The sequence below is a fragment of the Halalkalibacterium ligniniphilum genome, from assembly GCF_000334155.1.
Classification (GTDB): domain Bacteria; phylum Bacillota; class Bacilli; order Bacillales; family Bacillaceae_D; genus Halalkalibacterium; species Halalkalibacterium ligniniphilum.
In genome coordinates this window covers 64,856-90,169 of record NZ_ANNK01000076.1, presented here as the reverse complement: position 1 = coordinate 90,169, position 25,314 = coordinate 64,856, and the positions used below count along the sequence as shown (strand labels likewise).

The following is a 25,314-nucleotide window of genomic DNA, read 5'->3' as shown; positions in this document are numbered from 1 at the left end:
AACCGTCTTAGATGGGACGATTATAACATTTGCCTTTGCTACCTCTGCCGCCTGTTCAGCTGCTAAAATGATATTTCCATTATTCGGTAGTACGATGACGTTTTTCGCATGCACTTCATCGATGGCCTTGAGAATGTCCTCTGTGCTTGGGTTCATCGTTTGTCCACCAGGGATGACAACACCTGCCCCTAAGCCCTTGAATAGCTTTGCAATTCCATCGCCCATTGATACAGTAACGATGCCAAACTCACTGAGTTCTCGGACTTTATTTGGTTTTTCTTCCTCATAAATCGCTTTTGTTTCTTCAAGAAGATGGGTGTGTTGTTCACGCATATTTTCAATCTTAATATTAATTAAGCTCCCATATTGTTGCGCCTTTGAAAGGATTTCACCTGGTTGCTCTGCATGAATATGTACTTTTAAGAGGTCTTCGTCAGAAACGACAAGCAAGGAGTCACCCCATGCACTAAGTTCCTCACGAAAGGCTTCTTCCTGAAATGGTGTTTTTGCTAACTTGTCCTTTTCAAAACGAACCATCACTTCCGTACAATAGCCAAACTCAATGTCTTCCGTTGCAAGATGACTTTGTGCATTCTGATGGTGCTCCACTTTCACAAGATCATGCATGGACGGTTGTTCTGGTAACGATTCTGAAAGCTCTTCTCCTTTCAAAATCGCCAGAAATCCTTCGTAAATATAGACAAGCCCTTGACCGCCAGAATCCACGACCCCAACTTCCTTTAATACAGGCAAAAGGTCTGGTGTTCGCTTTAATGAGGCTTTCGCTTCCCTTAATACGTCTTCCATCACGAGAATTAAATCCTGATTTCTTTTCGAGGATTTGACTGCGGCTTTTGCACTGTCTTTCGCAACCGTTAAAATCGTTCCCTCTACCGGTTTCATTACCGCTTTGTAAGCCGTTTCAACTCCCTTCTCAAGAGCGGCCGCAAACATCGTTGCGGAGATTTCTTTTTTTCCTTCTACACTCTTCGAGAAGCCACGAAACAGCTGGGAAAGAATAACACCAGAATTTCCTCTTGCCCCCATTAATAAGCCTTTGGCGAACGCTCCAGCGACCTTGCCTGCATCATGATGAGGATTCTGTCTCACCTCTTTGACTCCAGAAGTAATCGTCAAATTCATATTTGTTCCTGTATCCCCATCGGGAACTGGAAAAACATTCAACGAATCCACGACTTTCACATGTCTTGATAAATGAGCAGCCCCTTCAATAAAAAGATGGGCGAGCTTTTGTCCTTCAATTGCAAGTACTGACACAAATGGTTCCTCCTAACACGTCTTAAGGGTTTGCGACCCGCACCCCTTGAACAAAAATGTTCACCGAGTCAACATCAAGCCCTAACATTGATTCTAGCTGGTATTTCACTTTTGTTTGCACGTTGTATGCGACTTCTGAAATTTTCGTTCCGTAGCTAACAATGATGTACATATCAATGTGAATTTGTTCTTCTTCTTCGCGAATGACAACACCGCGACGGAAGTTTTCACGTCCCAGAAGCTCAGATAGACCGTCTTTGATTTGTTTTTGTGAGGCCATTCCTACGATTCCGTAACAATCTACAGCAGCGCCGCCAGCAATGGTTGCGACCACTTCCTTTGATACATCGACTGTTCCAAGCTGTGTTTTCATTTCAATTGACATGCAGACATCCTCCTTCATTGAAGTACCAACTTCATATATGTCATATTCCTTCGTCATCTATCCTATTTGAACCTCATAGAGGCCTGACGAAATCAAGACACCTGTTATGATCGACATTTTACTATACTATCCGAGAATTTAAAAGTCGTTTTCAAAAGCAAGGAATAACACAGCCCTGTTATGCTCCATTTTCTCACGCTTTTTGCTAGCAATTTATATAAGTAAAATCTCTTAGGTTCACAATATGAACAGGAAGCAACTGTTACAATCATCAATGATTAGCGTACATGTCAAGGTAGTTTACTTGATAAACTTTTGGCGAAGCTATTGCTTTTCTGAACCCCCTATGCTACTATATTCAAGTATGATTTTGGATGAATACGAGTATTCATTGTATCGGTATAAGGAGGTGCAGGTCATGGCACGTAAATGTTACATTACTGGAAGAAAAGCAAGAACTGGTAACCAACGTTCTCACGCGATGAATAAAACAAAGCGCCGTTGGGGTGCAAACGTACAAAAGGTTCGCATTCTAGTTGACGGTAAGCCTAAGCGCGTGTACGTTTCTGCTCGCGCATTAAAGTCAGGTAAAGTTGAACGCGTATAATGAACACAAACACCTCATTTATGGGGTGTTTTTTTCTGTCTTTTCATGATGACTAGCTCCCGATTGCTTACCCATTTCTTTTTAAAGAAGTATAGCCAAAAAAGCACCGTGTCGATACGGTGCTTTTTTTGGTTACCCCTTTTTAAATGAATTGAGCACTGCTCGAACGAATCCACCTAGAAATTTTGGTAGCTTAATCGTATAAAATTTCATTGCTCCTCCTCCTCACGTAAATAACCATAAGGGATGAAAATTTCTACATCCTTTCAGAAGTGAATATGGATAAATGAAAAACAATGGCTCATTTCTACTAATATCGTCATTCCCCTCGATCTATTCCTGTTTTTTTAACCGAACTTCCTTCTTTATCCTATCCTTATGTTTATGCCCTTTCATCAAATTATATGTTTACTCTGGCGTCTTAGTCTTAGGCGGAAACAATTTTTGTCAAAGAAGCTTTTTTAAAAAATTTTTCATTACTACTGCTTCAGCAAATTAGAATATATCCTTCATCAAGCCATCATCAGCAATTGCTCTTCCTACATGTAAAAAAAGAGGCCAACTTATGTGAAAAAGTCGCCCTAGTAGAACTAGCATACTAGATTACGCAGCACAAACATATTGTGCCTGAATGTACGACTTCCTATAAGTAAGCCTCTTCCTCATTTTTTATCCGCGAAGCGCTTCAATTGCTTTCTTTCGATTCTCCTCATGATAAATCGAAGAACCTGCCACAAGCACGTTCGCCCCTGCATCCACACATTGCTTAGCCGTCTGCTCATTGATGCCACCGTCTACCTCAATGTCAAAAGATAATCCTTTTTCAGCAGCTAAGCGTGCCAATTCTTTTATTTTCGGTAAGGCGGACGGTATGAATGCTTGTCCGCCAAAGCCGGGATTAACGGTCATTAATAGGACAAGCTCAACTTCCTCTAACACGTGCTGAATCATTTGTATGGGAGTTGCAGGATTTAGTACTACTCCTGGTTTGACGCCATGATCCTTAATGAGACAAAGTGTACGATGTAGGTGAGGGCACGCTTCAACATGCACCGACAAAATGTCGGCACCTGCTTTTGCAAATGACGGAATATACCGATCCGGCTGTTCGATCATTAAATGAACATCTAGGGGAAGTGAAGTAATTGGCCGTATCGCTTCCACAATTAAAGGACCAATTGTCAGGTTTGGAACAAAATGTCCGTCCATGACATCCACATGGATATAATCAGCCCCACCTTGCTCCACAGACTTCACTTCCTCACCAAGCTTCGCAAAATCTGCTGAGAGGATTGAAGGTGCGATTTTAATCATCGTTAATACCTCCGCTTTTGACTTTTTATTTCATCTAAAAATTGAAGATAGTGCTCATAACGAAACGTAAAAATTTCTTTTTGTTCTAAAGCAGCTTTTACCGCACAGCCAGGCTCAGACGTATGGGTACACCCCCGAAATTTGCAGTCCGCTACCCTTTCTCGCATTTCTGGGAATTGAAGAGACAGTTCGTCTGCCTCAAGGTGAATAAAGTCGAGTGAACTGAATCCAGGTGTATCAGCAACAAGTCCTCCTCCAAATGGAATTAGCTCCACATGCCTGGTTGTATGCTTTCCTCTTCCTAAATGGGTTGAAATTTCATTTGTCTCCATGTTTAAGCCTGAAATTAACGCATTTAAGAGGGAGGATTTCCCAACACCAGATTGACCAGCGACAACTGTCACCCGTTCATTCAGCACTGATACAACATCGCCCAAGCCTTTTGGTTCAACCGTAGAAGTAAAAATCACGCGATAGCCCATTTGCTCATAGCTTTGCTTATACTCATAGAGATTTGCCGCCTCCATGTCGTTTATTAAATCCATTTTGCTAATCACAATGATTGGCTTTATGTCATGAACTTCTACATGCACTAAAAAGCGATCCAACAAAAGCGAACTGAAATCAGGTTCGGTTGCTGAAAATACCAGTAAGGCTTGATCGACATTTGCAATCGGCGGACGATTTAACTCATTCTTTCGTTCAAATACGTCCATGACATACCCATCCGTATGATTTTCTGCTTCAAATTCAACCTCGTCTCCTACAAGAGGCTTTATGCTGCGTTTACGAAAATTGCCACGGGCTCGGCACTGAAAAATCCCGCTCTCATTCTGAACATAATAAAAGCCGCTTAATGCTTTTATAATTTTTCCTGTGGCCATGCAAACCTCCTTCTTGATTTCGGACAAATGAACCATTCTTATTTTACTTGAAAACCACTTGATTGTGAATGCTTAGAACCCTTTATAGACACACGCTTCACCTTTTTGCGAAAAAGAAACCCCTATTCGTTTCCATGAATGTGCAAAAATATAAACAAAACTTGCCTTTTCACCAAGACCTTCATAGCGAAAGCCTTCGTTGCAGTTATACTTAGGCAATCAAATTTTTAACATTGTCGATAAACTCCGATGTTAAAAAATTATAACTTCTTACCGTACAAAAAAGAGCTTAGCAATGTTTGCCAAGCTCCCATGATTAATATCTGTACTCCCGTGACGATTGAACATATTCGCCATTGATGTAAATATCAAACGATCCACTTTGCTCTCGGCTCGCACGTAATGGAATGCGATAGGTTTTCGTCTCACTGATCGTTTCCTCGACAAATACTTCATCTTGACCACCTGTCGTTGCATCACGATAGATGATGCGAACATCAAACGTACGACCTGCCTCCCGATCCTCCTCAGAGACTTCAATTGTTTGGTTCACATCGTGATTCCGAGTTTCAGGCTGTTCCGGCTGAGTTGGCTCATCAAGTTGTTTGGGTTGAGGTGCAGGGTCTGGTCTAGGCCCCCGTGAGATAACTAGCTGGACTTCAGCACCTGGACTGACACTTGTGGCTGCACTCGGTGATTGACTGATCACCCTTCCTTCAGCTACGGAATCGGAGTAATCGTAAGAAAATCGTCCAGAAAGCTGCTCATCATCTAAATACGCACGTGCATCATTTTCATGTAATCCTTCTAAATTCCGTAAGCGGATTTCCTGATCAGCACTGTAGGTAATATACACCGTTGTTTCGTTGACGGTGATTGTCTCATTTGCTTGAGGCTGCTGAGCGAGAACAATTCCTGGCGCTACATCATTTGTTTCTCTCGCAACATATTCAATGTCCTGGAATTTAAATTGTTCTAGTAATCTTTTTGCCTCGTCAAGAGAGATTCCGACAACATCGATCATTTCTTCTTGTTGCTCACCATTAACAAAAAGTCTAACCGTTGAATTTTCTTTTACCATTGAGCCTGGCGCTGGATTTTGTCTGACAACATAGCCAGCAGGAAGATCATTATCCTCGAAGATGTCTTCACGCTCCACCTGCAAATTTAAAGCTGTGATCTGCTGTTCGGCTTCTTCATATTCCATCTCTGTTACATTTGGAATCTCTACTTCATCGACACGGAAGAAGCTTGGAAATAGGGCAAATGCCGCAATCGTTGAACCAATAAGGACAAACAAAGCCACAAGCAAAATGACAAGCCATCTTTTTCTTTTATTTTTTTTCGCCGGCTTTGAATTTGGTTCAGCCTCTGTTGGATCTTCCTTTTCCTTTGCCATTTTTACATACGGCGGTATCACTTCAACCGTTTTTTCCATATCTTGTTGTTGTAGTTGCTTGTCCGTGATGATCGGAATCGCCTTTGTTATTTCTTCATCATCCTGCAAAATTTTAAACGGCGCTTCATCATACCTACTCGGGTCGAGGGCTGTTTCAAGATCTTCTTCCATATCTTGTACCGTTTCGTACCGATAAAAAGGGTCTTTTGCCGTTGCCCGTAAAATAATATTTTCGATACTTTGTGGCAAATCAGGGTTGAGGTCCCGTGGAGATGGCATCTCGTTTTGTAGATGCTTAATGGCAATGGAAACAGCTGTATCACCTGAAAAAGGAAGCTGTCCTGTTACCATTTCATAAAGGACGATCCCGAGCGAATAAATGTCAGACTTAAACGTGACCAATCCACCCCGAGCTTGCTCAGGGGATAAATAATGAACCGATCCCATCACAGAGTTTGTATGGGTAATCGTCGCTGAAGACATGGCCCGAGCGATCCCAAAGTCCGTTACCTTTGCTACCCCGTCTGTACGAATTAAAATATTATGTGGTTTGATATCACGATGAACGATTTGATTTTCATGGGCATGTGCGATCGCCGACATAATTTGCCCCATCCAATCAACGGTCTCATTAAGGGACAATGGGCCTCGTTCTTGAATCAGCTCTTTTAATGTCGCTCCTTCAACATACTCCATGACGATGTAATATAAATCTGCTTCTTCACCGACATCATAAATGTTAACGACATTTGGGTGAGCTAGGCTTGTAGCCGCCTGCGCTTCACGCCGAAACCGTTTAATAAATTGCTCATCTTTTGAAAACTGGGGCTGCAGCACCTTTACTGCAACATAGCGATCAAGAATGGCATCACGCGCCTTATAGACGTCTGCCATGCCTCCTCCGCCAATGGTTTCTAAGATTTCATAGCGTCCACTAATTCGCTTTCCAATCATGTTCATCACCTCTCATCTGACACACCTGTGTTTTCGATGAGCGCGACGGTAATATTGTCTTCCCCACCACGAATATTTGCCAGCTCAATAAGCTGCTCCACCTTAGATGTTACAGTGTTTGTTTGTTTTAGGATGGAGAGTATATCATCATGATCAACTTTGTTTGAAAGCCCGTCTGAACAGAGCAATAGAATGTCTCCTTGCTCCCAATTCAATGACTGAACATCCATCTTTACTTCACGTTCGGTCCCAAGAGCACGGAGTAATACATTTTTTCGTGGGTGGTTTTCTGCTTCTTCATCTGTAATTTGACCGGTGCGAACCAATTCGTTTACTAAGGAATGGTCGTTCGTTTTTTGCGTAAACCCAAATTGATTCAATAAGTAGGCACGACTATCACCAATATGAGCAATGGAAAGCATCTCATCAATAAAAACCGCTACGACAAGCGTTGTTCCCATCCCTTGACAGTTAGGGTCCATCTTTGCCCGGTCATAAAGCGAAATATTTATACGGGCGATGTTTTCAGTGAGCCACTGTTCAACCTGCTGTGTTGATTCAAACTGCGGCTCTTTTTGCCATGCCTCTTCGAGTAAATCATAGGCCATTTTACTTGCCACATCTCCAGCTTGGTGTCCACCCATTCCATCTGCTACAACTGCCATGACACCACTTCGATTGACTACAATCCCACCATTGTCTTCATTATGAGGACGTAATCTTCCTACATCTGTTAGAAAGGCAAAGTCCAAGCTCGGTCACCTCGTTTCTTCTTTCCGCTCCTTCGCACGTAGCTGTCCACATGCAGCATCAATATCATGTCCTTGCTCTCGACGAATCGTGACATTAATGCCCCGATTTTTTAACGCTTTTTCAAAGGCAAAAATTTGCTCCCTTGGTGTTCGTACATAATCCCGTTCTGGCACGTAATTAACGGGGATAAGATTGACGTGACATTTAATATTGGAGATAAGATCAGCCAGCTGCTCAGCATGCTCGATCTGGTCATTTTCGCCACCAAACAAGCCATACTCAAAGGTTACACGTCTGCCGGTCTTATCAATGTAATAACGAATCGCCTCCATCAATTTTGAAAGGGGCCAGGCTCGATTTACTGGCATTAGCTTGCTTCGTAATTCTGTGTTCGGTGCATGCAGGGAGATTGCAAAATTTATTTGCATTCCTTCATCTGCAAATTGATAAATTTTTGGTACAACCCCACTTGTTGAAACGGTAATATGACGCGCCCCAATATTTAGTCCCTTTTCATGATTGACTGTTTTTAGAAACGGTATAAGTGCTTGATAGTTATCAAACGGTTCGCCAATTCCCATGACAACGATGGAGCTCACTCGCTCTTTCTCTTCATCCATCGCACGCTGAGATTCAAGCACTTGTGCAACAATTTCCCCCGCTTCAAGGTTTCGTTTCAGTCCCCCTAATGTGGAGGCACAAAACGTACAGCCTAAGCGACAACCAACTTGAGTGGTCACACATACACTGTTTCCATAATCATGGCGCATGACCACCGTTTCAATCGAATAACCATCGTGAAGTTCAAATAAAAATTTCACCGTCCCATCAGAGGAAACCTGCTTCGTAACAATCTTTAATATCGTTAAAGTAAAAGCATTCGCCAACTTCGCACGTAATTCCTTTGATAAATTGGTCATCTCTTCATAATCTTTGACACGTTTTTTATACAGCCATTCAAAAATTTGGGTTGCGCGAAATTTTGGCTCCCCCTCTGCCTTTAACCATGCCTCAAGCTCGTGAAATTGTAGCGTATAAATAGAAGGCAGGTCGCCTACCTGCTTAGGTTGTACCTCAACTTTAAGCTGTTCCACTTCTGTCACTTCCTTTCTGTTTCACCATGCTTGCGATAAAAAATCCATCCGTTCCAAAATCATGCGGGAGAATGGTAACCATCCCTTCTTGACCACGACCTTTTTCCTTCACCTTGCTCGGCAGACGATCAAACAGCGTAGGATCAACGAGAAAAGATGGATGTTGATTTAGAAAAGAACGTACCGTTTGCTCATTCTCCTCTTTATCAATCGTACACGTACTATAGATCAACGTTCCCCCTTGCTTCAACAACGGAGCAACCGCTTCAAGAATGTCGGTTTGAATCTTATGAATCGCAGCAATGTCTTTTTCCGTCTTCGTCCACTTAATGTCAGGCTTGCGACGAATCACTCCAAAACCAGTACAAGGGGCATCGACAAGAATCCGGTCAAAGGTTTCAGGCTCCCATTTTTCTTGCGCTTTGCGCGCATCCATACTATGAGCTTCAACATTCGTTAGCTGCAGACGATCAACTTGTTCCTGAATCAGCTTCACTTTATGCTCATGCAAATCAAGGGAGATGACAAGACCGTTGTCACCCATTCTCTCAGCGATATGGGTCGTCTTTCCGCCAGGAGCCGCACACGCATCAAGGACTGCCATCCCAGGTGCAGGATTCACCGCTCGTGCCACAAGCATTGAGCTTTCATCTTGAATCGTAATAAGCCCTTCTTGAAACGCATTGCTTTGAACGACATTTCCTCTTTCAATCATCAGTGCATCCTCAGAAAGAGCCCCCTTTGCAACCGACAATCCTTCTGCTTCAAGCTGCTGAGCAATATTTTCCACCGTTCCCTTCAAGCGATTGACCCGAACCGTTACTCGAGGAGGAATCAAGCTTTCTTCGCACATCGCTTTTGTCGTCTCCTCCCCGTATTGTGAAATCCAACGCTCCACGAGCCAACGAGGATGACTAGTGGAAATTGCCAACCGTTCAACCGAATCTTTAACATCCTTCAGATCTGGGATTCCCTCACGCTGGATTGAACGAAGGACACCATTTACCAACCCACTAATCCCTTTATGACCCCGTTTTTTTGCAATGTTGACCGCTTCATGAAAAATGGCCCGGTCTGGAACTCGGTCTAAGTAGATGAGTTGATACACGGAAAGACGAAGCAAAACTTTTACCCATGTGTCGAGTTTTTTCAAACCTTGCTTTATAAAAGGTGTCAAATAAAAATCGAGTGTATCTCGCCGTTGTACCGTCCCATACACGATCTCCGTCAACAAGGCGACATCACGACGCTCAAGACCAGATTTTTTTACTGTTTGATTTAATAAAAGATTGCTATATGCTTGGTTTTTTTCAATTTGAAGCAACGCATCGAGGGCTACTTCACGTACATTTTTACTCGCCATCGTCATCTCCTAAACGTGTTCCGACTGTCATACTCGATCCGCTCCCCCGAAGAAATTCACCTGCAAGCATCCGTTTTTTTCCTGAAGGCTGCAAATCAGTAATTTTTAATGGCGTCTCATTGCCAGTTGCAACAACGATCCCATCTTTCTCCAGAGCGAGTACAGTTCCTGGTTCTCCTGTCATGTTTTTTTGTTCAATTTCTGCCCACCAAATTTTTAACGGCTTTTTATTCCACATGGTGTATGCAACAGGCCATGGATGAAGGCCTCGAATCTGGTTATATAGCACTTCTCCAGCCTTGCTCCAGTCGAGCTTTTCCATCTCCCTTGAAATATTTCGGGCGAAGGTCGCCTCTTCATCCTTTTGCTTTTTCGGCTTGATTTCTCCAGAAAGAAGAAGTGGAATCGTTTTTCCTAGCAACGCAGCGCCTGCTTCACTTAATTTATTATGAAGGGTACCAACATGATCGTTCGCTTCAATGGGCACGGCAGCTTGTGTCAAAATATCCCCAGCGTCGAGTTTTTCAACCATATACATAATGGTTACACCTGTTTCTGCTTCTCCATCGATAATCGCCTGATGAATCGGTGCTCCACCGCGATATTTCGGTAGCAATGAAGCGTGAACATTAATGCACCCATGCTTCGGGTAATCAAGTAATGTTTTTGGTAAAATTTGACCAAAGGCTGCAGTGACAATTAAATCTGGTTCAAACGCAAGTACTTTTTTCAGCTCTGCCTCTTCACGAATTTTTTCTGGCTGCAAAACCGGAATGCCATGCAGCTCTGCTTCTGCTTTTACTGGAGGAGGTGTAAGCACTCTCTTTCGACCAACAGGACGATCTGGCTGTGTGACAACAGCTGCCACCTTATAACCATCCTCTATTAAACGACGAAGCACCGGGACAGAAAAGTCCGGTGTTCCCATAAACACAATTTTCATGTATCCGCTCCTACCTTTCTAACGAAAACCTACATGAACAAATAAGGCTGTAAATCAATATTTACTTGAAGTTGACCTCGACTTGTCTCATGAAGAAAATGCTGCTGCACTTCTTTTAAAATCTTTGTCAGGTTTGGTTCAACTTTGTATTTTATCAAACATTGGTATCGATATCTATCTTTAATACGTGCAACAGGAGAGACAACAGGGCCTAGAACAACCGATTGACTAGAAAGCTCATCTTTTAGGAAGTGGACAATTTTTTCGGTGACCCCGATTACCTTTGTAAGCTCAGGGTGAGAAACATTGACCAAGGCTAAATAGTAATAAGGTGGATAACCACTCATTCGGCGGTATTTCATTTCAGCTTCATAGAACTGTTCATAGTTATTGGCTTTTACAAGCTCAATACTATAATGATCAGGTGTATAGGTCTGGACAATGACTTCACCTGGTAACTGATGGCGTCCAGCTCGACCACTTACTTGAGCTAAAAGCTGAAAGGTTCGTTCAGTCGCACGAAAATCAGGGATGTGAAGCATGGAATCTGCTGCAAGCACGCCGACAAGGGTAATGTTCGGGAAATCGAGGCCCTTTGCAATCATTTGCGTACCGAGTAAAATATCGGCGTCACCTTGACCAAATTTCGTGAGCAGCCGCTCATGAGCCCCTTTCTTTCTCGTCGTATCTACATCCATTCGAATGACACGGGCTTCGGGTAATACTCTCGCAAGCTCTTCCTCAACCTTCTGCGTCCCTGAACCAAAAAAGCGAATATGCTCGCTTCCACATGATTGGCAGGTTTCTGGCATTCTTTCCTCATGACCGCAATAATGGCATTTTAATGAGTGGTGGCTACGATGATAGGTAAAGGAAATGTCACAATGCTCACAGCTTGCCACATACCCACAGTCTCTGCACATAACAAAGGTTGAATACCCGCGTCGATTTAAAAAGAGAACACTTTGCTCTTTTCGTTCTAACCGTTGTTGTAATTTCTCAAATAATGCCTGTGAAAACATTGAGCGATTTCCATTCCTCAATTCATCCCTCATATCGACCACTTCAACCGTTGGCATCGCTCGATTGTTGACTCGCTCTGTAAGCGGAAGAAGGGTATAAACATTCCTCTTCGCTCGTGCATAGGACTCTAGTGCCGGCGTCGCACTACCAAGAACGACAGGGCAGTGATGAAACTCTCCTCTATACATCGCCACATCCCTAGCATGGTACCGTGGATTTTCTTCTTGCTTATAGGAGCTTTCATGCTCTTCATCTATAATAATGATCCCAAGATTTTCAAACGGGGCAAAAACAGCCGAGCGAGCGCCCACGACGACCTTTACTTCTTTTCGATGAATTTTTCGCCATTCATCATATTTTTCCCCCATCGACAAACCAGAATGGAGAACAGCTACCAAAGACCCGAACCTTGCTCTAAACCGCTGCACCATTTGCGGTGTTAACGAAATTTCCGGGACAAGCACAATCGCTTCCTTCCCATTCGCGAGTACTCTTTCAATCGCTTGTAAATAGACTTCTGTTTTCCCGCTCCCTGTCACGCCATGAAGAAGAAATGGTTCAAACACCTGACGTTCAATCGCTGCAAAAATAGGGTTTATCGCATGTTCCTGTGCTGCTGTCAAAGGCAAAGGCTTGGTTGGCTTTATCTCTTTTTCTAAAAATGGATCTCGATACACTTCTTCATCCGTTTCAACAATGAACCCCTTCTCAATCAACCCTTTTACCGTTGCTCTTGTTGTCTTGCCTGTTTCCAAAAGAGCTTTCATCGAAACCGCTCTTCCTTCTTCATACAAATATGTAAGGAGCTCGCGCTGCTTATGAGCACGTGCCCCAATCATTTGTAAAGCTTCAAGTAAGGAGTTGACGTGCTTTGCCACACGGATAAACTTCTCCGTTTTCTTCTTCCCTTTTTCTTGTACTCGGTAATTCATGTCTATGAGCTTTTTCTTAACAGCTTTTTGCAGCTCCGGTAAAAGTTCAGGTGCTTCCTTTTGAATGTGATCCCATTGAATTGAACCCTTCTCTTTAAAAAAGGGTTGCAAGGCAACTGGAAGCTCCTTGACGGAACAAAGACAGCGAATTTCCTTTTTCACTTTTGTTCGCAAGGCAGCTGGCAGCATCACTTGATAGGCTGACACCTTGTAGCAAAGCGTTTGTTCTGTTAACCAGTCTCCTAGACGAAGCAACTCATTTGTTAAAATCGGTTCCACATCAAGCACTTCTTCGATTGCTTTCATTTTAGCAACCGTTGAATCCTCTTCTGTCTTCAAAACAAACCCCTGTATTTTTCGCGGACCAAAAGGGACAACAACACGCATGCCTGGGCTAATAATCCCTGTCCATTTTTCTGGAATTAAATAATCAAAGGCGCGATCCGTTTGGGAAGTAGGCACATCTACAATCACCTTTGCGATCATACGTGTCGCTTTCCTTTTAGCAGTTTGCCCACGTGAAGCAAAAGTGCTTCCGCAACCTTATCTTTACTGAGAAGCGGTAATTTCTCCTCGTCACCATTACGGAAATAAAACGTCACCCGGTTCGTATCACCTTGAAAGCCTGATCCTTCCTCTGTAATATCGTTGGCAACAATAAGATCGAGCTGCTTTGATTCAAGCTTTTTCTTCGCATAATCTTCGATGTTTTCAGATTCAGCCGCAAAGCCAACAAGTAGTTGATGCTGTTTTCTTTCACCTAGCGTTTTTAAAATATCGGTTGTTCGTTCAAGCTCGATCATCCATTGTCCAGGTTTTTTCTTCACCTTTTGTTCAGACACTTCTTTCGGTCGATAATCTGCAACGGCCGCTGTTTTTATGACAATGTTTGCAGCATCGAAATGTTCGATGACCGCCTCATACATATCAGCAGCAGACTGGACATCGATCACCTTTACGCCCTTTGGTTTTGGTAAATGCGTTGGACCAGAAATTAAAATCACTTCAGCACCTAGTTCCACCGCTTTTTTTGCAATCGCATAGCCCATTTTTCCAGAAGAGCGATTTGTAAAAAAGCGAACAGGGTCTATTTTTTCCTGAGTTGGCCCTGCTGTAACTAAGACACACTGGTCTTGTAGCGGCTGTTCTTTCGGCTGAAAATGCCTTTCCAACAGAACAACTAAATCTTCGGGCTCCGCCATTCTTCCTTTTCCAACCCAGCCACATGCAAGGTAGCCTGCACCTGGTTCAATCAAAAGATACCCATCACCCTTCAAGGTTTCTATGTTTCGTTGCACAGCAGGATGATCATACATATTTACATTCATAGCTGGTGCAATATAAATCGGTGCTTTTGTTGCAAGTAGTGTTGTTGTCATCATATCGTCAGCAATGCCGTTGGCAAGCTTCCCAATGACGTTCGCCGTTGCTGGGGCGATTAAAACAACGTCCGCCCAATCAGCCACATCAATGTGGGCAATGCCTGTTGGATCCTGCTCTTTAAACGTATCGTCATAGACGGGCTGGCGAGAAAGTGCTTGAAATGTCAGTGGTGTGACGAATTGCTTCGCTGAATCTGTCATGACAACCTTCACGTTAGCTCCAGCTTGGGTCAGCTTACTCGTTAACGCTGCAGATTTAAACGTTGCAATCCCTCCGGTTACACACAATAACACATTTTTTCCTTTTAACATCGTTCGTTCCCCCATTCGGACGTTTTTTGCAACGATACAAGAAAACAACCTATTTTCCGAATGTGAAATAGGTTGTTTGTCTTTCGCTATTTTTCGTTTCGTTCAAATTGTAAATAATCATGGACAATTTCTTCAAGCGCTACGCCTACTGGCTTAAACGAATGTGGTTTTTCAATAAGTGCTCCCCGTCTTACATCTTCCTTCATTTCACGGGCACGCTTTGCCGAAACCGTTACCAATGTATATTTTGAATCCAATTTATCCATTAATGAGTCAATCGAAGGATATAACATCGATTAGTCAACCTCCACAAGTTCTTTATATTTTTCAATCAATCGCTCACGTCTACAATGCTCTGCCGTTACAATTGATTTAATCCGTTCAACAGCTAGATGAACTTCATCATTTTCAACCACATAATCGTATTTTTTCATCATATCAATTTCTTCTTTTGCCACCGTCATACGTTGATTAATCACATCTTCCGTTTCGGTTCCACGGCCGACGATTCGACTGCGAAGCTCTGCCAAGCTTGGCGGCATAAGGAAAATAAAAACCCCATCTGGAAACTTATCACGGACTTTTAACGCACCCTGAACTTCAATTTCCAAAATTATATCTTGTCCATTATTCATCGTTTCACGAACATAGTCAATAGGGGTGCCATAATAATTCCCTACATATTCTGCCCATTCAAGCAGCTCGTCCTGCTCGATCATCTTCTCAAATTCTTCACGGCTTTTGAAAAAGTAGTTCACTCCATCTACTTCTCCAGCACGGGGTGAGCGAGTCGTGGCAGAAACCGAGTATTGAATCTCCGTCTCTTCTTGCCGCAACGCATTACAGACCGTTCCTTTTCCGACACCGGCTGGTCCCGAAAGAACGATTAGCAAACCTTTTTCTTTTTTCATTGCTTACCTCCTAAAAAATACGAAAGCGTCTGATATAGACGCATAAAAGTTCAAACACCTTAACTTTCCTCTGATCCATCATCTTTACTCGTTAAGCGTTGTGCCACTGTTTCAGGCTGAACTGCGCTTAAAATCACATGGTCACTGTCAGCAATAATAACCGCACGGGTGCGTCTTCCGTAGGTTGCATCAATAAGCATGCTACGATCACGTGCTTCTTGAATAATCCGCTTAATCGGTGCAGATTCTGGGCTGACAATCGAAATGATGCGATTTGCAGAAACAATGTTGCCAAAACCAATGTTAATCAACTTAATGTTCATTCCATTCCCTCACTTTAGGAGAGCCGCCTGCTACTCTCATCAATTTTGCCAAACTATCATTACTATATACAAAAATTAATCTAAATTCTAGCAATTATGTATGAAGACGTTATTCAATGTTTTGAACTTGTTCCTTCAGTTTTTCAATTTCACTTTTTACTTCAACAACGATTTGACGAATGTCCAAATGATTTGCTTTTGAACCAATTGTATTTGCTTCTCGGTTCATTTCTTGTACGAGAAAATCAAGCTTTCTTCCTACTATGCCACCTGCTGCTAAAATCGCGAAAAATTGCTTAATATGGGCATCTAATCTAGTCAGCTCCTCAGAAATATCAGCCTTCTCCGCAAAAATGGCCACCTCTGCTAACAGTCGCCATTCATCGAATGTATGATCCAACCCTTGCACATACTCCTCGATTCGCTGCTTCAGTCGATCTCGATAATCATTTGCTACGTTAGGTGCAAGCGTTTTGATTTGCTCATTGAACGCCAATAAAGTAGTAAGTCTTTTTTTTAGATCGTTAGCAAGTAGCTCTCCTTCGTGATTTCTCATCTTACACAGCTGATTAATTGCCTCTCTAAGCGTTTCGATGACAAGATCAGTGACCGTTTCATTTACAGCCGTTTCCTCTTGCATCGACACAAGCTGTTCATCAACAAGGAGTGAATGGACATCAAATCTTGCTTCTGTTTCAAGTACCTGCCCGATTTTTTTTGCCACTTGTCGATACTGCTCCAATAAACTCCAATCAACATGCAGCGCACGCTGATGCAGCCCTTCACCATCAACCGTTATGAATACTTCTACTTTCCCCCGATGCACTGATTGGCGAACCGTTTTTTTTACTTCCTCTTCAAAATAAATAAGAGGACGGGGCATTTTACAAAACCACTCAAAAAAACGATGGTTCACTGTTCGAAGCTCAACACTCACCTTATAGCCTGCCTTTTGACTCGTTGCGTGACCATATCCTGTCATACTTGCAATCATAGCTATCACATCCACTCCTTTATTCTACCGAATTTATAAGGCTCAAACAAGTAGAGAATCGTTGATTACTAGAGAAAAACGAAAATATTCATGAAAAAATGGCGAAATTCAGCGCTTTATTCAATTTTAAATCAAATGAAAGGCTGATTCATTCGTTGCTATGAACCAGCCCTGTAAAAATGGGTTAACGCAATCGTCGAAATAGTTGAAAGCCACCTAGTACGACAGTAGGAATCGCAGCCATTCCCAAAATTAGCAACCATTCTCTTACACTTAGAGAAACTGTATGGAAAACCGTTTGTAATGGCGGATAGTAAATAACAATGAGCATAAGAAGCGTCGATGACAAGACAGCAATGACAAGATAAATGTTTTCAAACGGGTTTCGATGATACACTGAATACTCACTTCTACAATCAAAGACGTGAATGAGCTGTGCCATCACAAGCGTTACAAAGGCAACCGTTTGTGCTCGCGTTAAATCATCTGGATTCGCTTGTAATGTCAGCCAAAAAGCTACAAGAGTAACGACCCCAATCATAAAGCCTCGACTGACAATTTTCCACGCTAACCCACGGGCAAAGACCCCTTCATTCGGACTTCGAGGTGGCCGCTTCATTACATCTCCTTCAGGCTGGTCCATACCTAGCGCCATAGCTGGCAAGCCATCTGTAACGAGGTTAATCCATAAAATTTGAATCGCTACAAGGGGCAGCGGCATACCAAGCACCATAGCAAAAAGCATAACTAGAATTTCCCCCACATTGGAAGCGAGCATATAGCGGATAAACTTTCTGATGTTTTCATAGATGTTCCGTCCTTCTTTAATGGCTGCTTTAATTGTTGCAAAATTATCATCACTTAAAATTAAAGAGGATGCTTCTTTCGCAACATCCGTTCCAGTAATCCCCATTGCAATTCCAATATTGGCAGCCTTAATCGCTGGTGCATCGTTCACACCGTCACCGGTCATCGCAACAATATGACCACGTGCTTGTAAGGCTTTCACAATTTTAAGCTTATGCTCCGGCGATACCCTCGCATACACATACACATCTTCAATGACAGCCTCTAACTGTCCCCTATTCATCTGGGACAGACTACGGCCATCTAACACTTTACCTCCAATCGGTAAAATTCCAAGCTGAGACGCAATCGCTGTCGCTGTAACCTTGTGATCACCTGTGATCATAATCGTTTTAATTCCTGCATCCCGACATTCTTCAATGGATGCTTTCACTTCAGGCCGTGGTGGATCAATCATTCCTTCTAAGCCAATAAAAGAAAGGCTACGTTCTGCTGCATATGCTTCCTGGCACCATTCGTTTGTTCCTAGCGGACGAAAGGCGATCGCAATGGTTCGCAATGCTTGGCTTCCCATTGACTCAATTACCTGCTCCACCTCTTGGCGCCGTTTTGAAGTCATCGCTTCCTTTTGGCCATTGTATAAGATTGAGTCACTTACGGCTAAAACAACATCTGGCGCTCCTTTTGTAACGATAAAGCGTCTCCCCTGACGATCCTGAACAATGACGCTCATCATTTTTCGTGAAGATTCGAAAGGAAATTCCTTTATTCGCTTGAATTGCTTGCCTAACCCTTGCTCGGAAAAGCCTGCCTTCAAGCCTGCAACCACAAGTGCTCCTTCGGTTGGGTCCCCATCTATGTGATACGTTCTGATTGCCTTTTTGAGAATCGATCCTTTTTCATTTTTCTCCACGACCTTCGCGTTGTTACAAAGCATTCCGTAGCTTAATAATTTTTGTAATGATTGATCTCCTGCTTCGTTGTTGCAGTTTGATGCTTGGAGAAATTCACCTTTGGGCTCATAGCCTGTTCCTGTAACATGCCAAGTCTGCCCCCCTGACCAAGCACGAGTCACCGTCATTTTATTTTGAGTAAGCGTCCCTGTTTTATCAGAACAAATGACAGAGGCACATCCAAGGGTTTCTACAGCTGGAAGCTTGCGGACGATGGCTTTGCGCTTAATCATTCGCTGAACACCTAAAGCGAGTGCAACGGTAACGATTGCTGGTAATCCTTCTGGAATCGCAGCAACGGCTAAAGAGACACCAGCTAAAAACATCGTGTAGACGTTATGCCCTTGCAACACACCAATCAGGACGACAAGAGCTGTAAGAAACAAAGCAACAACAATTAACATTTTCCCAAGCTGTTCGAGCCTTCGTTGCAAAGGTGTGGCAAGGATTTCGGTAGATTGGAGAAGATGGGCAATTTTCCCCATTTCTGTGTTCATGCCAGTGGTAACAACGGCACCGACACCGTTCCCCTGAGTGACAAGGGTACCCATAAATGCCATATTTAATTGATCACCAATCTCTACTGTCCCCTTCAAAATAGGCCGGTCTTGTTTATGAACAGGTAGGGATTCTCCAGTTAAAGAGGATTCCTCAATTTTTAAACCACTCGCCTCAAAAAGACGAATGTCCGCTCCAATTCGGTCCCCGCTCATGATTCGTACAATATCTCCTGGAACAACTAAAGTAGATGGAACCTTACTCCATTCCCCATTTCGTAGCACCGTCATTTGTGGAGCTGACAGCTCTTTTAATGCCGCTAGTGACGATTCAGCCTTTCGCTCTTGAACAAAGCCGAGAACACCGTTTAGAAGCACAATGAGCATGATCGTTACTGCATCCATGTACTCCCCGAGCAACCCAGAAACGAGAGTTGCCGCCAACAATACAAGCACCATAAAATCTTTGAATTGAGAAAAGAAAATGACAAGAGAGGATATTCGCTTTCCTTCATCAAGTTTATTTAGCCCAAATTTTTTTAGTCTTTTTTGAACTTCGTGATCTTTGAGACCTGCATGACGATCCGTGCCTGTCACCCTCTCAATTTCATGCTCATCCATTTCATACCACTTCATGACGACACCCCACATCTCGCTTTTATACAAGCATTCTTATTCAGACAAGCAATAAATCATGCTATACTCGTCTAAGTTAAACAGGTAAAATGGGTAAATGATCAGATTGGATGAGGTGAAAGAAACATGTCATTTGATGGAATGATGACCCGTGCCATGGCAAAAGAATTAGCTGATACGTTAACAGGCGGTCGAATTAGTAAAATATACCAGCCTTTTAAAACGGACCTTCTCATTACGATTAGGGCCAATGGGAAAAATCATCAGCTACTTATTTCTGCAAACGCCAGCGTGGCACGTGTGCATTTAACGAAAGAAAAATATGAAAACCCTACGGAACCGCCAATGTTTTGTATGCTTCTGCGCAAGCATTTGGAAGGAAGCATCATCGAGACAATCGATCAGCTTGAATGGGAACGGATCATTGTAATGACAATGAAAAGTAAGGACGAGCTAGGTGATCTTTCGTATAAAAAGCTGTTCATTGAAATTATGGGACGCCATAGCAATATCATTCTCGTCGATGAAAAAGCAGGGGTGATCGTAGATAGCATTAAGCATATTAGCTCCGCTCAAAGTACGGTCCGTTCAATTTTACCTGGTCAGCCGTATACGCGACCACCTGAACAAGAGAAAAGCGATCCTTTCCTTGCTGATGAAGAGGACATCAAGAAAAAATTGGACTTCAACCAAGGGAAGCTAGATCGTCAGCTTGTAGGGCGCTATGCCGGACTATCACCGCTTGTGGCCAAGGAAATCATTCATTTAGCAGGAATGGCGAATCGAGATACCGTTCCTCCTGTATTTGTAAAAATAATGAAATCGTTTCAGATGCATGAATATACACCGACCATGGTGTCTGGTGCTGATAAAGAAGCCTATTCCCTCCTCCCTTTAACCCATTTAGGTGGTGAGCAGCGTTCCTTTTCAACAGTAAGTGAGCTTCTTGATCGATTTTTTTATGGAAAAGCAGAAAGGGATCTTATCAAACAACAAGCCCATGATTTGGAACGGTTCCTTCGAAATGAACGAGATAAAAACGAAAAGAAAATTAAAAAGCTTGAAGGTACACTAAAGGAAGCGGAAAAAGCGCAGCAATATCAAAAATACGGAGAGCTTTTGACGGCAAACCTTCACCTAATTAAACGAGGTGATAAGCAAGTCGAGGTCATCGATTATTATGATGAGGACGGAGCCTCGATCACCATTCCGCTTAACCCGCAAAAATCGCCGTCTGAAAATGCTCAACAATATTTTCGACGATATACGAAAGCAAAAAATTCCGTAGCGGTTGTTAAAGAGCAGATTAAAAAAGCCGAAATTGAAATAAAATATTTTGAACAGCTGATTCAACAGATGGAAAGCGCCTCTCCAAAAGACGTGGAAGAAATTCGCGAAGAATTAATGGATGAAGGATACATTAGAAGACGCCAAAAGCAAGGAAAGAAAAAGAAGAAAGATGAAAAGCCAAGATTGGAGCACTATGTTTCATCAACAGGCATCGACATTTTCGTTGGCAAAAACAACAAGCAAAATGAATTTGTAACGAACCGTTTTGCGAGGCAGGATGAAATTTGGCTACACACAAAGGATATTCCCGGCTCCCATGTCTTAATTCGCAGCACCGAACCTGATGAGACGACCATTCTTGAAGCTGCAAACTTAGCTGCCTATTTTAGCAAAGCAAGACTTTCAAGCTCCGTCCCTGTTGATTATACGAAAATCCGTCATGTGAAAAAACCAAACGGAGCCAAGCCTGGATTTGTGATTTACGACAACCAGACGACGATTCATGTCACTCCCAATGAGGACGAAGTGATTAAAAGACGCAAATAATTCGGTTGATTGGATGTTACTCCAGCTTCAAGAGAAGGACAAAGCACCCGCCAATCGCTAGACAGTTTGAAATGCTCTACTTTCTTATGTTTCGAAAAAACAGCCCTTCCACAAAGGAAGGGCTGCTTGCTTATCCACCAATGTGAGACATTTCAATTTTTTGGCGCTCGACTTTTACTCCATTCGTCCGGTCAAGGGAATATTGATCTTTACGTTGTTCCCACACTTCACGTATTGCCTGTTTTATTTTTTCATCTGATACATCGGAACGGAGCAGCTGTCGGAAGTCATGCCCTTTTGAAGCAAACAAGCATGTGTAAAGCTTTCCTTCAACTGATAAACGAGCTCGGTTGCACGAGCCACAAAACGCGTCAGTTACTGAGGAGATAATGCCAATTTCGTCTGTGGACCCTTTATATCTAAACCGTGTTGCCACTTCACCTGGATAGCGAGGAGCTAATGGTTCAAGGGGCATTTCCCGGTCAATTTTTTCGAAAATTTCCCGTTTTGATATCACATCGTCCATCCGCCATCCGTTTGAGTTTCCTACATCCATGTATTCAATGAAACGTAAGGTGATCCCTTTTTCGCGGAAAAACATCGCCATTGGAACAATATCCTCATCATTGACCCCTTTTTGGACCACCATGTTCACCTTAACCCCTAAGCCAACCGCTTTAGCAGCCTCCATTCCGTCCAAAACAGGCTTTGTGCCAATTCCTCTGCCATTGATGCGACCGAAACGTTCATCATCCAAGCTGTCTATACTGACCGTGACACGCTTTAAGCCAGCTTTTTTTAACCGTTCGGCATACTTTGGCAACAATGTTCCATTTGTCGTCATGGCAATGTCTTCAATCCCTGTTGCTTGTGCAAGCATTCCAATCAGCTCATCCACATCTTTACGCATCAGTGGTTCTCCACCTGTGATACGAAGCTTTTGAATCGTCGATGTTTCATGAAAGAGATTGACTAACCTTGTCGTTTCTTCAAAGCTTAACACCTCGTCTCGCTTTAGAAACGGATAATCAGGTCCAAAAATTTCAGCCGGCATGCAATAATGACAGCGAAAATTGCAGCGATCCGTCACAGAAATACGTAAGTCACGTAGCGGTCGATTTTTTTTATCAACAATCGGTTTACTGCCCTGCATTTACACCCGCCTCCTCCTTTTCCACTGGATCAGGCAAAATAATTCGCTCAGGATGTGTGTAAATATTCATTCTTCCTCCGCGAATAAAGCCAGCAGTCGTGATGTTTAACTCCTCTGCCATGTTTAAGGCAAGCTCGGTTGGGGCTGATTTTGAGAGCATAATTCCGACACCAATTTTCGCTGCCTTTAACAGCACTTCAGATGAAATCCGACCGCTGAATAACAGGACTTTATCACGAACAGGAATGCGGTTAATTAAGCAATACCCATAAAGCTTATCCAACGCATTGTGGCGACCAATGTCTGTACGTGAAAGAATTAATCCTTCAGGTGTAGCGAGAGCCGCGTTATGAACGCCTCCCGTTTCCTGAAAAATCGAGCTTTGCCTTTGTAGTGATTCCATGAGATGAAAGCATTGTTCAGCCGTTATTTTCGTCTTGCTTGTTGCCGTTTTTGCCGTCTTTGCATCATTATGAAAGTAAAACGATTGCCGGCTTTTTCCACAGCATGAGCCAATAAACCGCTTAGAGTAAAATTGCTGTTGAATCGTATATTCTTTCGTCAGCTTGACATGAGCAAACCCACTACTCTCATCAATTGTGATCGAGGAGATGTCATCATCATAAAAACGGACAATGCCTTCCGACCCAAGAAACCCTACAACCATTTCTTTTAAATCAGTCGGTGAACAGACCATCGTCGCAAACTCTTCCCCGTTCAATGTAATCGTTAAAGGATACTCTTTTGCAATGCTATCTTCTCGTTTTTCAAAATGATTGCCTTTTATAGAGACAATCGTACGTTTTGTTGTAATCTGTTGGTCCATCTTTTCTCACCTGACCCTAGTCCTAGTATAGAATAGCTCCATCTAAACACATCTTCATCGTTTGAACAAGCCTAAACAATTTCCCATAAAATATACCTGTATAATATTCAGCCATTTTAAAAAATGGCTTACCATCATCGTAAACAAGGAAAAAACATCTTGTCAATGATTGCGATTTCATGATAAACTCGTCCTAGTTCACAAATTTGCAACATTTCAACGCAGGATGAAACCGGGATAGCGAACCTGTCGCCGATTATCCTGAATGGTAAGAAAGTAAGTTTGCACGATTGGTTCAAAAGTAGCGCGCCTGCTGTTTGGCTAACCGTCGCATTTCAAATTACGATCCTTGTTCTCAATGACGGGTCGTTTGAGATGCGATGGTTTTTTTGTGAGAAAATTGAAAATGGGGAGTTGAATGAAGAGAATGGAAACAACAAAAAATCGTTGGTTAATTGCACTTGCAGCGGTTGGGATTCATATTTCAATCGGATCAGTCTATGCATGGAGCGTATTTACCAATCCTTTATCTAAGACATTTAACTGGTCTCTTACACAGGTTTCAATCACCTTTAGTATTGCGATTGCATTTTTAGGGATTTCAGCTGCATTCATGGGACACTTTGTCGAAAAATACGGTCCACGAGTATCTGGTCTCGTATCTGCAGCATTTTTTGGTGCTGGTACACTCGGTGCCGGATTTGCGGTTAGCATTGAATCCCTTTGGTTACTGTACATAACCTATGGGGTTCTTGGTGGTATTGGTTTAGGTGTTGGTTACATCACACCTGTATCTACCCTTGTCAAATGGTTCCCTGACCGTAGAGGACTTGCGACTGGAATGGCCATTATGGGGTTTGGTTTTGCTTCTTTAGTTTTTAGTCCGATTATGAACTCATTAATTAGCTCTGTTGGAATTTCATCTACCTTCTATATTTTAGGAGCGATTTACTTAGTTGTTATGGTCAGTGCTGCGTCTTACATCGCACCTCCTCCAAAAGGATGGATGCCTGCTGGCTTTAAAGAAAAGGTTGAGTCAGGAGAAAGCAAGCCGGTTGCTGATCTTTCTCAGCTTATGGCAAATGAAGCCGTTAAAACAAAACGCTTCTGGTTCCTTTGGATTATGCTCTTTATTAATGTAACATGTGGTATCGCCATTCTTGCGGTTGCTTCCCCAATGGCACAAGAAATTACAGGCATGTCTGCTGCTGCTGCTGCAACAATGGTTGGACTCATGGGTCTCTTTAACGGACTTGGTCGGATTGGCTGGGCATCGATTTCTGATTACGTTGGACGTCCAAATGTTTATACAGCCTTTTTCGCGATTCAAATTGTTTCATTTCTTGTTTTACCAAGCATCACACAGGCACTTGCCTTCCAGCTCATTTTATTCTTAATCTTAACATGCTATGGCGGTGGATTTGCTTCCATTCCAGCCTATATTGGCGACCTCTTTGGTACGAAACAGCTTGGAGCAATTCACGGATATATTCTTACTGCATGGGCGCTTGCAGGTCTTGTTGGACCAACCATTGCCTCAATGGTTCGTGAAGCAACGAATAGCTATGCTGGAACCCTTTATATTTTCGTCGGTATGTTTGTTATCGCATTAGCGGTTTCATTAATTATTCGTCTAGACATCCGCAAATTGCGTGAAGCACAAAAGCAACAAGAACTTGCGAGTTGACAAGTTCCGCGTTGAATACTACCATTATTTATTAGAAACAGAAGCATTTTCATTATATACTAAATTAA

Annotated in this window: 22 protein-coding genes; 3 read left to right on the top strand and 19 right to left on the bottom strand. The window is 42.8% G+C overall.

The genetic code is table 11. From position 1 onward, the window contains the following. Nucleotides 1-1,278, bottom strand: a 1,278-nt coding sequence (locus BLT_RS0108000) for a DAK2 domain-containing protein (protein ID WP_017727266.1), incomplete at its 3' end; no start/stop codon positions are given. Nucleotides 1,279-1,300: 22 nt separating this feature from the next. Then, nucleotides 1,301-1,663, bottom strand: coding sequence for an Asp23/Gls24 family envelope stress response protein (locus tag BLT_RS0107995; protein ID WP_017727265.1), 363 nt, complete (start codon nt 1,661-1,663; stop codon nt 1,301-1,303). A 418-nt stretch (nt 1,664-2,081) separates the two neighbouring features. Here BLT_RS0107995 and rpmB point away from each other — a divergent pair, with 418 nt between their 5' ends. Continuing rightward, entirely contained in the window at nt 2,082-2,270 is a 189-nt protein-coding gene (rpmB, locus tag BLT_RS0107990) for a 50S ribosomal protein L28 (RefSeq protein ID WP_017727264.1), read from the top strand. 132 nt (nt 2,271-2,402) lie between these two features. On the opposite strand, the gene spoVM is transcribed toward rpmB, so the two are convergent. The 15 genes from spoVM to BLT_RS0107915 form a co-directional block, all read right to left on the bottom strand. Further along, nucleotides 2,403-2,483 carry a stage V sporulation protein SpoVM gene (spoVM, locus tag BLT_RS21630; protein ID WP_017727263.1) on the bottom strand — a complete coding sequence of 27 codons (81 nt, stop codon included), beginning with the start codon at nt 2,481-2,483 and terminating at the stop codon, nt 2,403-2,405. A gap of 456 nt (nt 2,484-2,939) precedes the next feature. Further along, the gene (gene rpe / locus BLT_RS0107980) at nt 2,940-3,584 is read right to left on the bottom strand and encodes a ribulose-phosphate 3-epimerase (protein WP_017727262.1); all 645 of its coding nucleotides are present in this window, start codon (nt 3,582-3,584) and stop codon (nt 2,940-2,942) included. A 2-nt stretch (nt 3,585-3,586) separates the two neighbouring features. Further along, complete coding sequence (rsgA, locus tag BLT_RS0107975) at nt 3,587-4,468, bottom strand: ribosome small subunit-dependent GTPase A (protein ID WP_017727261.1); 882 nt, start codon at nt 4,466-4,468, stop codon at nt 3,587-3,589. A gap of 316 nt (nt 4,469-4,784) precedes the next feature. Beyond that, nucleotides 4,785-6,821, bottom strand: a complete 2,037-nt coding sequence (gene pknB / locus BLT_RS0107970; RefSeq protein ID WP_017727260.1) for a Stk1 family PASTA domain-containing Ser/Thr kinase — start codon at nt 6,819-6,821, stop codon at nt 4,785-4,787. Nucleotides 6,822-6,826: 5 nt separating this feature from the next. Continuing rightward, the gene (locus tag BLT_RS0107965; RefSeq protein WP_017727259.1) at nt 6,827-7,573 is read right to left on the bottom strand and encodes a Stp1/IreP family PP2C-type Ser/Thr phosphatase; all 747 of its coding nucleotides are present in this window, start codon (nt 7,571-7,573) and stop codon (nt 6,827-6,829) included. A gap of 6 nt (nt 7,574-7,579) precedes the next feature. Next, the gene (gene rlmN, locus BLT_RS0107960; RefSeq protein WP_017727258.1) at nt 7,580-8,668 is read right to left on the bottom strand and encodes a 23S rRNA (adenine(2503)-C(2))-methyltransferase RlmN; all 1,089 of its coding nucleotides are present in this window, start codon (nt 8,666-8,668) and stop codon (nt 7,580-7,582) included. Beyond that, nucleotides 8,655-10,031: a 16S rRNA (cytosine(967)-C(5))-methyltransferase RsmB gene (gene rsmB / locus BLT_RS0107955; protein WP_017727257.1), complete on the bottom strand. Its 1,377-nt coding sequence runs from the start codon at nt 10,029-10,031 to the stop codon at nt 8,655-8,657. Before rsmB ends, rlmN begins: the two co-directional genes overlap by 14 nt. Then, complete coding sequence (fmt, locus tag BLT_RS0107950) at nt 10,021-10,974, bottom strand: methionyl-tRNA formyltransferase (RefSeq protein WP_017727256.1); 954 nt, start codon at nt 10,972-10,974, stop codon at nt 10,021-10,023. Before fmt ends, rsmB begins: the two co-directional genes overlap by 11 nt. A gap of 29 nt (nt 10,975-11,003) precedes the next feature. Then, on the bottom strand, nt 11,004-13,415 hold the full coding sequence (gene priA, locus BLT_RS0107945) for a primosomal protein N' (protein ID WP_017727255.1): 2,412 nt from the start codon (nt 13,413-13,415) through the stop codon (nt 11,004-11,006). Next, nucleotides 13,412-14,623 carry a bifunctional phosphopantothenoylcysteine decarboxylase/phosphopantothenate--cysteine ligase CoaBC gene (gene coaBC / locus BLT_RS0107940; protein WP_017727254.1) on the bottom strand — a complete coding sequence of 404 codons (1,212 nt, stop codon included), beginning with the start codon at nt 14,621-14,623 and terminating at the stop codon, nt 13,412-13,414. The genes priA and coaBC overlap by 4 nt, the downstream gene beginning before the upstream one ends. A gap of 86 nt (nt 14,624-14,709) precedes the next feature. Continuing rightward, on the bottom strand, nt 14,710-14,916 hold the full coding sequence (gene rpoZ / locus BLT_RS0107935) for a DNA-directed RNA polymerase subunit omega (protein WP_017727253.1): 207 nt from the start codon (nt 14,914-14,916) through the stop codon (nt 14,710-14,712). 3 nt (nt 14,917-14,919) lie between these two features. After that, on the bottom strand, nt 14,920-15,534 hold the full coding sequence (gmk, locus tag BLT_RS0107930) for a guanylate kinase (protein ID WP_017727252.1): 615 nt from the start codon (nt 15,532-15,534) through the stop codon (nt 14,920-14,922). A gap of 59 nt (nt 15,535-15,593) precedes the next feature. Further along, nucleotides 15,594-15,857: an extracellular matrix/biofilm regulator RemA gene (gene remA, locus BLT_RS0107925; protein WP_017727251.1), complete on the bottom strand. Its 264-nt coding sequence runs from the start codon at nt 15,855-15,857 to the stop codon at nt 15,594-15,596. Between the two features lie 109 nt (nt 15,858-15,966). After that, nucleotides 15,967-16,851 (bottom strand): YicC/YloC family endoribonuclease, encoded by an 885-nt coding sequence (locus tag BLT_RS0107920; protein WP_017727250.1) that lies wholly within the window; start codon nt 16,849-16,851, stop codon nt 15,967-15,969. Between the two features lie 184 nt (nt 16,852-17,035). Continuing rightward, nucleotides 17,036-19,744: a calcium-translocating P-type ATPase, SERCA-type gene (locus tag BLT_RS0107915; protein WP_017727249.1), complete on the bottom strand. Its 2,709-nt coding sequence runs from the start codon at nt 19,742-19,744 to the stop codon at nt 17,036-17,038. 126 nt (nt 19,745-19,870) lie between these two features. Here BLT_RS0107915 and BLT_RS0107910 point away from each other — a divergent pair, with 126 nt between their 5' ends. Next, entirely contained in the window at nt 19,871-21,580 is a 1,710-nt protein-coding gene (locus tag BLT_RS0107910) for an Rqc2 family fibronectin-binding protein (RefSeq protein ID WP_017727248.1), read from the top strand. A gap of 130 nt (nt 21,581-21,710) precedes the next feature. Here BLT_RS0107910 and moaA read toward each other — a convergent pair whose 3' ends face one another. Further along, complete coding sequence (moaA, locus tag BLT_RS0107905; protein ID WP_017727247.1) at nt 21,711-22,733, bottom strand: GTP 3',8-cyclase MoaA; 1,023 nt, start codon at nt 22,731-22,733, stop codon at nt 21,711-21,713. Next, nucleotides 22,720-23,559 (bottom strand): formate dehydrogenase accessory sulfurtransferase FdhD, encoded by an 840-nt coding sequence (gene fdhD, locus BLT_RS0107900; protein ID WP_017727246.1) that lies wholly within the window; start codon nt 23,557-23,559, stop codon nt 22,720-22,722. The genes moaA and fdhD overlap by 14 nt, the downstream gene beginning before the upstream one ends. Nucleotides 23,560-23,986: 427 nt before the next feature. Between fdhD and BLT_RS0107890 the strand changes: the two genes are divergently transcribed. Next, a complete protein-coding gene (locus BLT_RS0107890; protein WP_017727244.1) occupies nt 23,987-25,246 on the top strand; it encodes an L-lactate MFS transporter in 1,260 nt (419 codons plus the stop codon). Nucleotides 25,247-25,314: the final 68 nt, after the last annotated feature.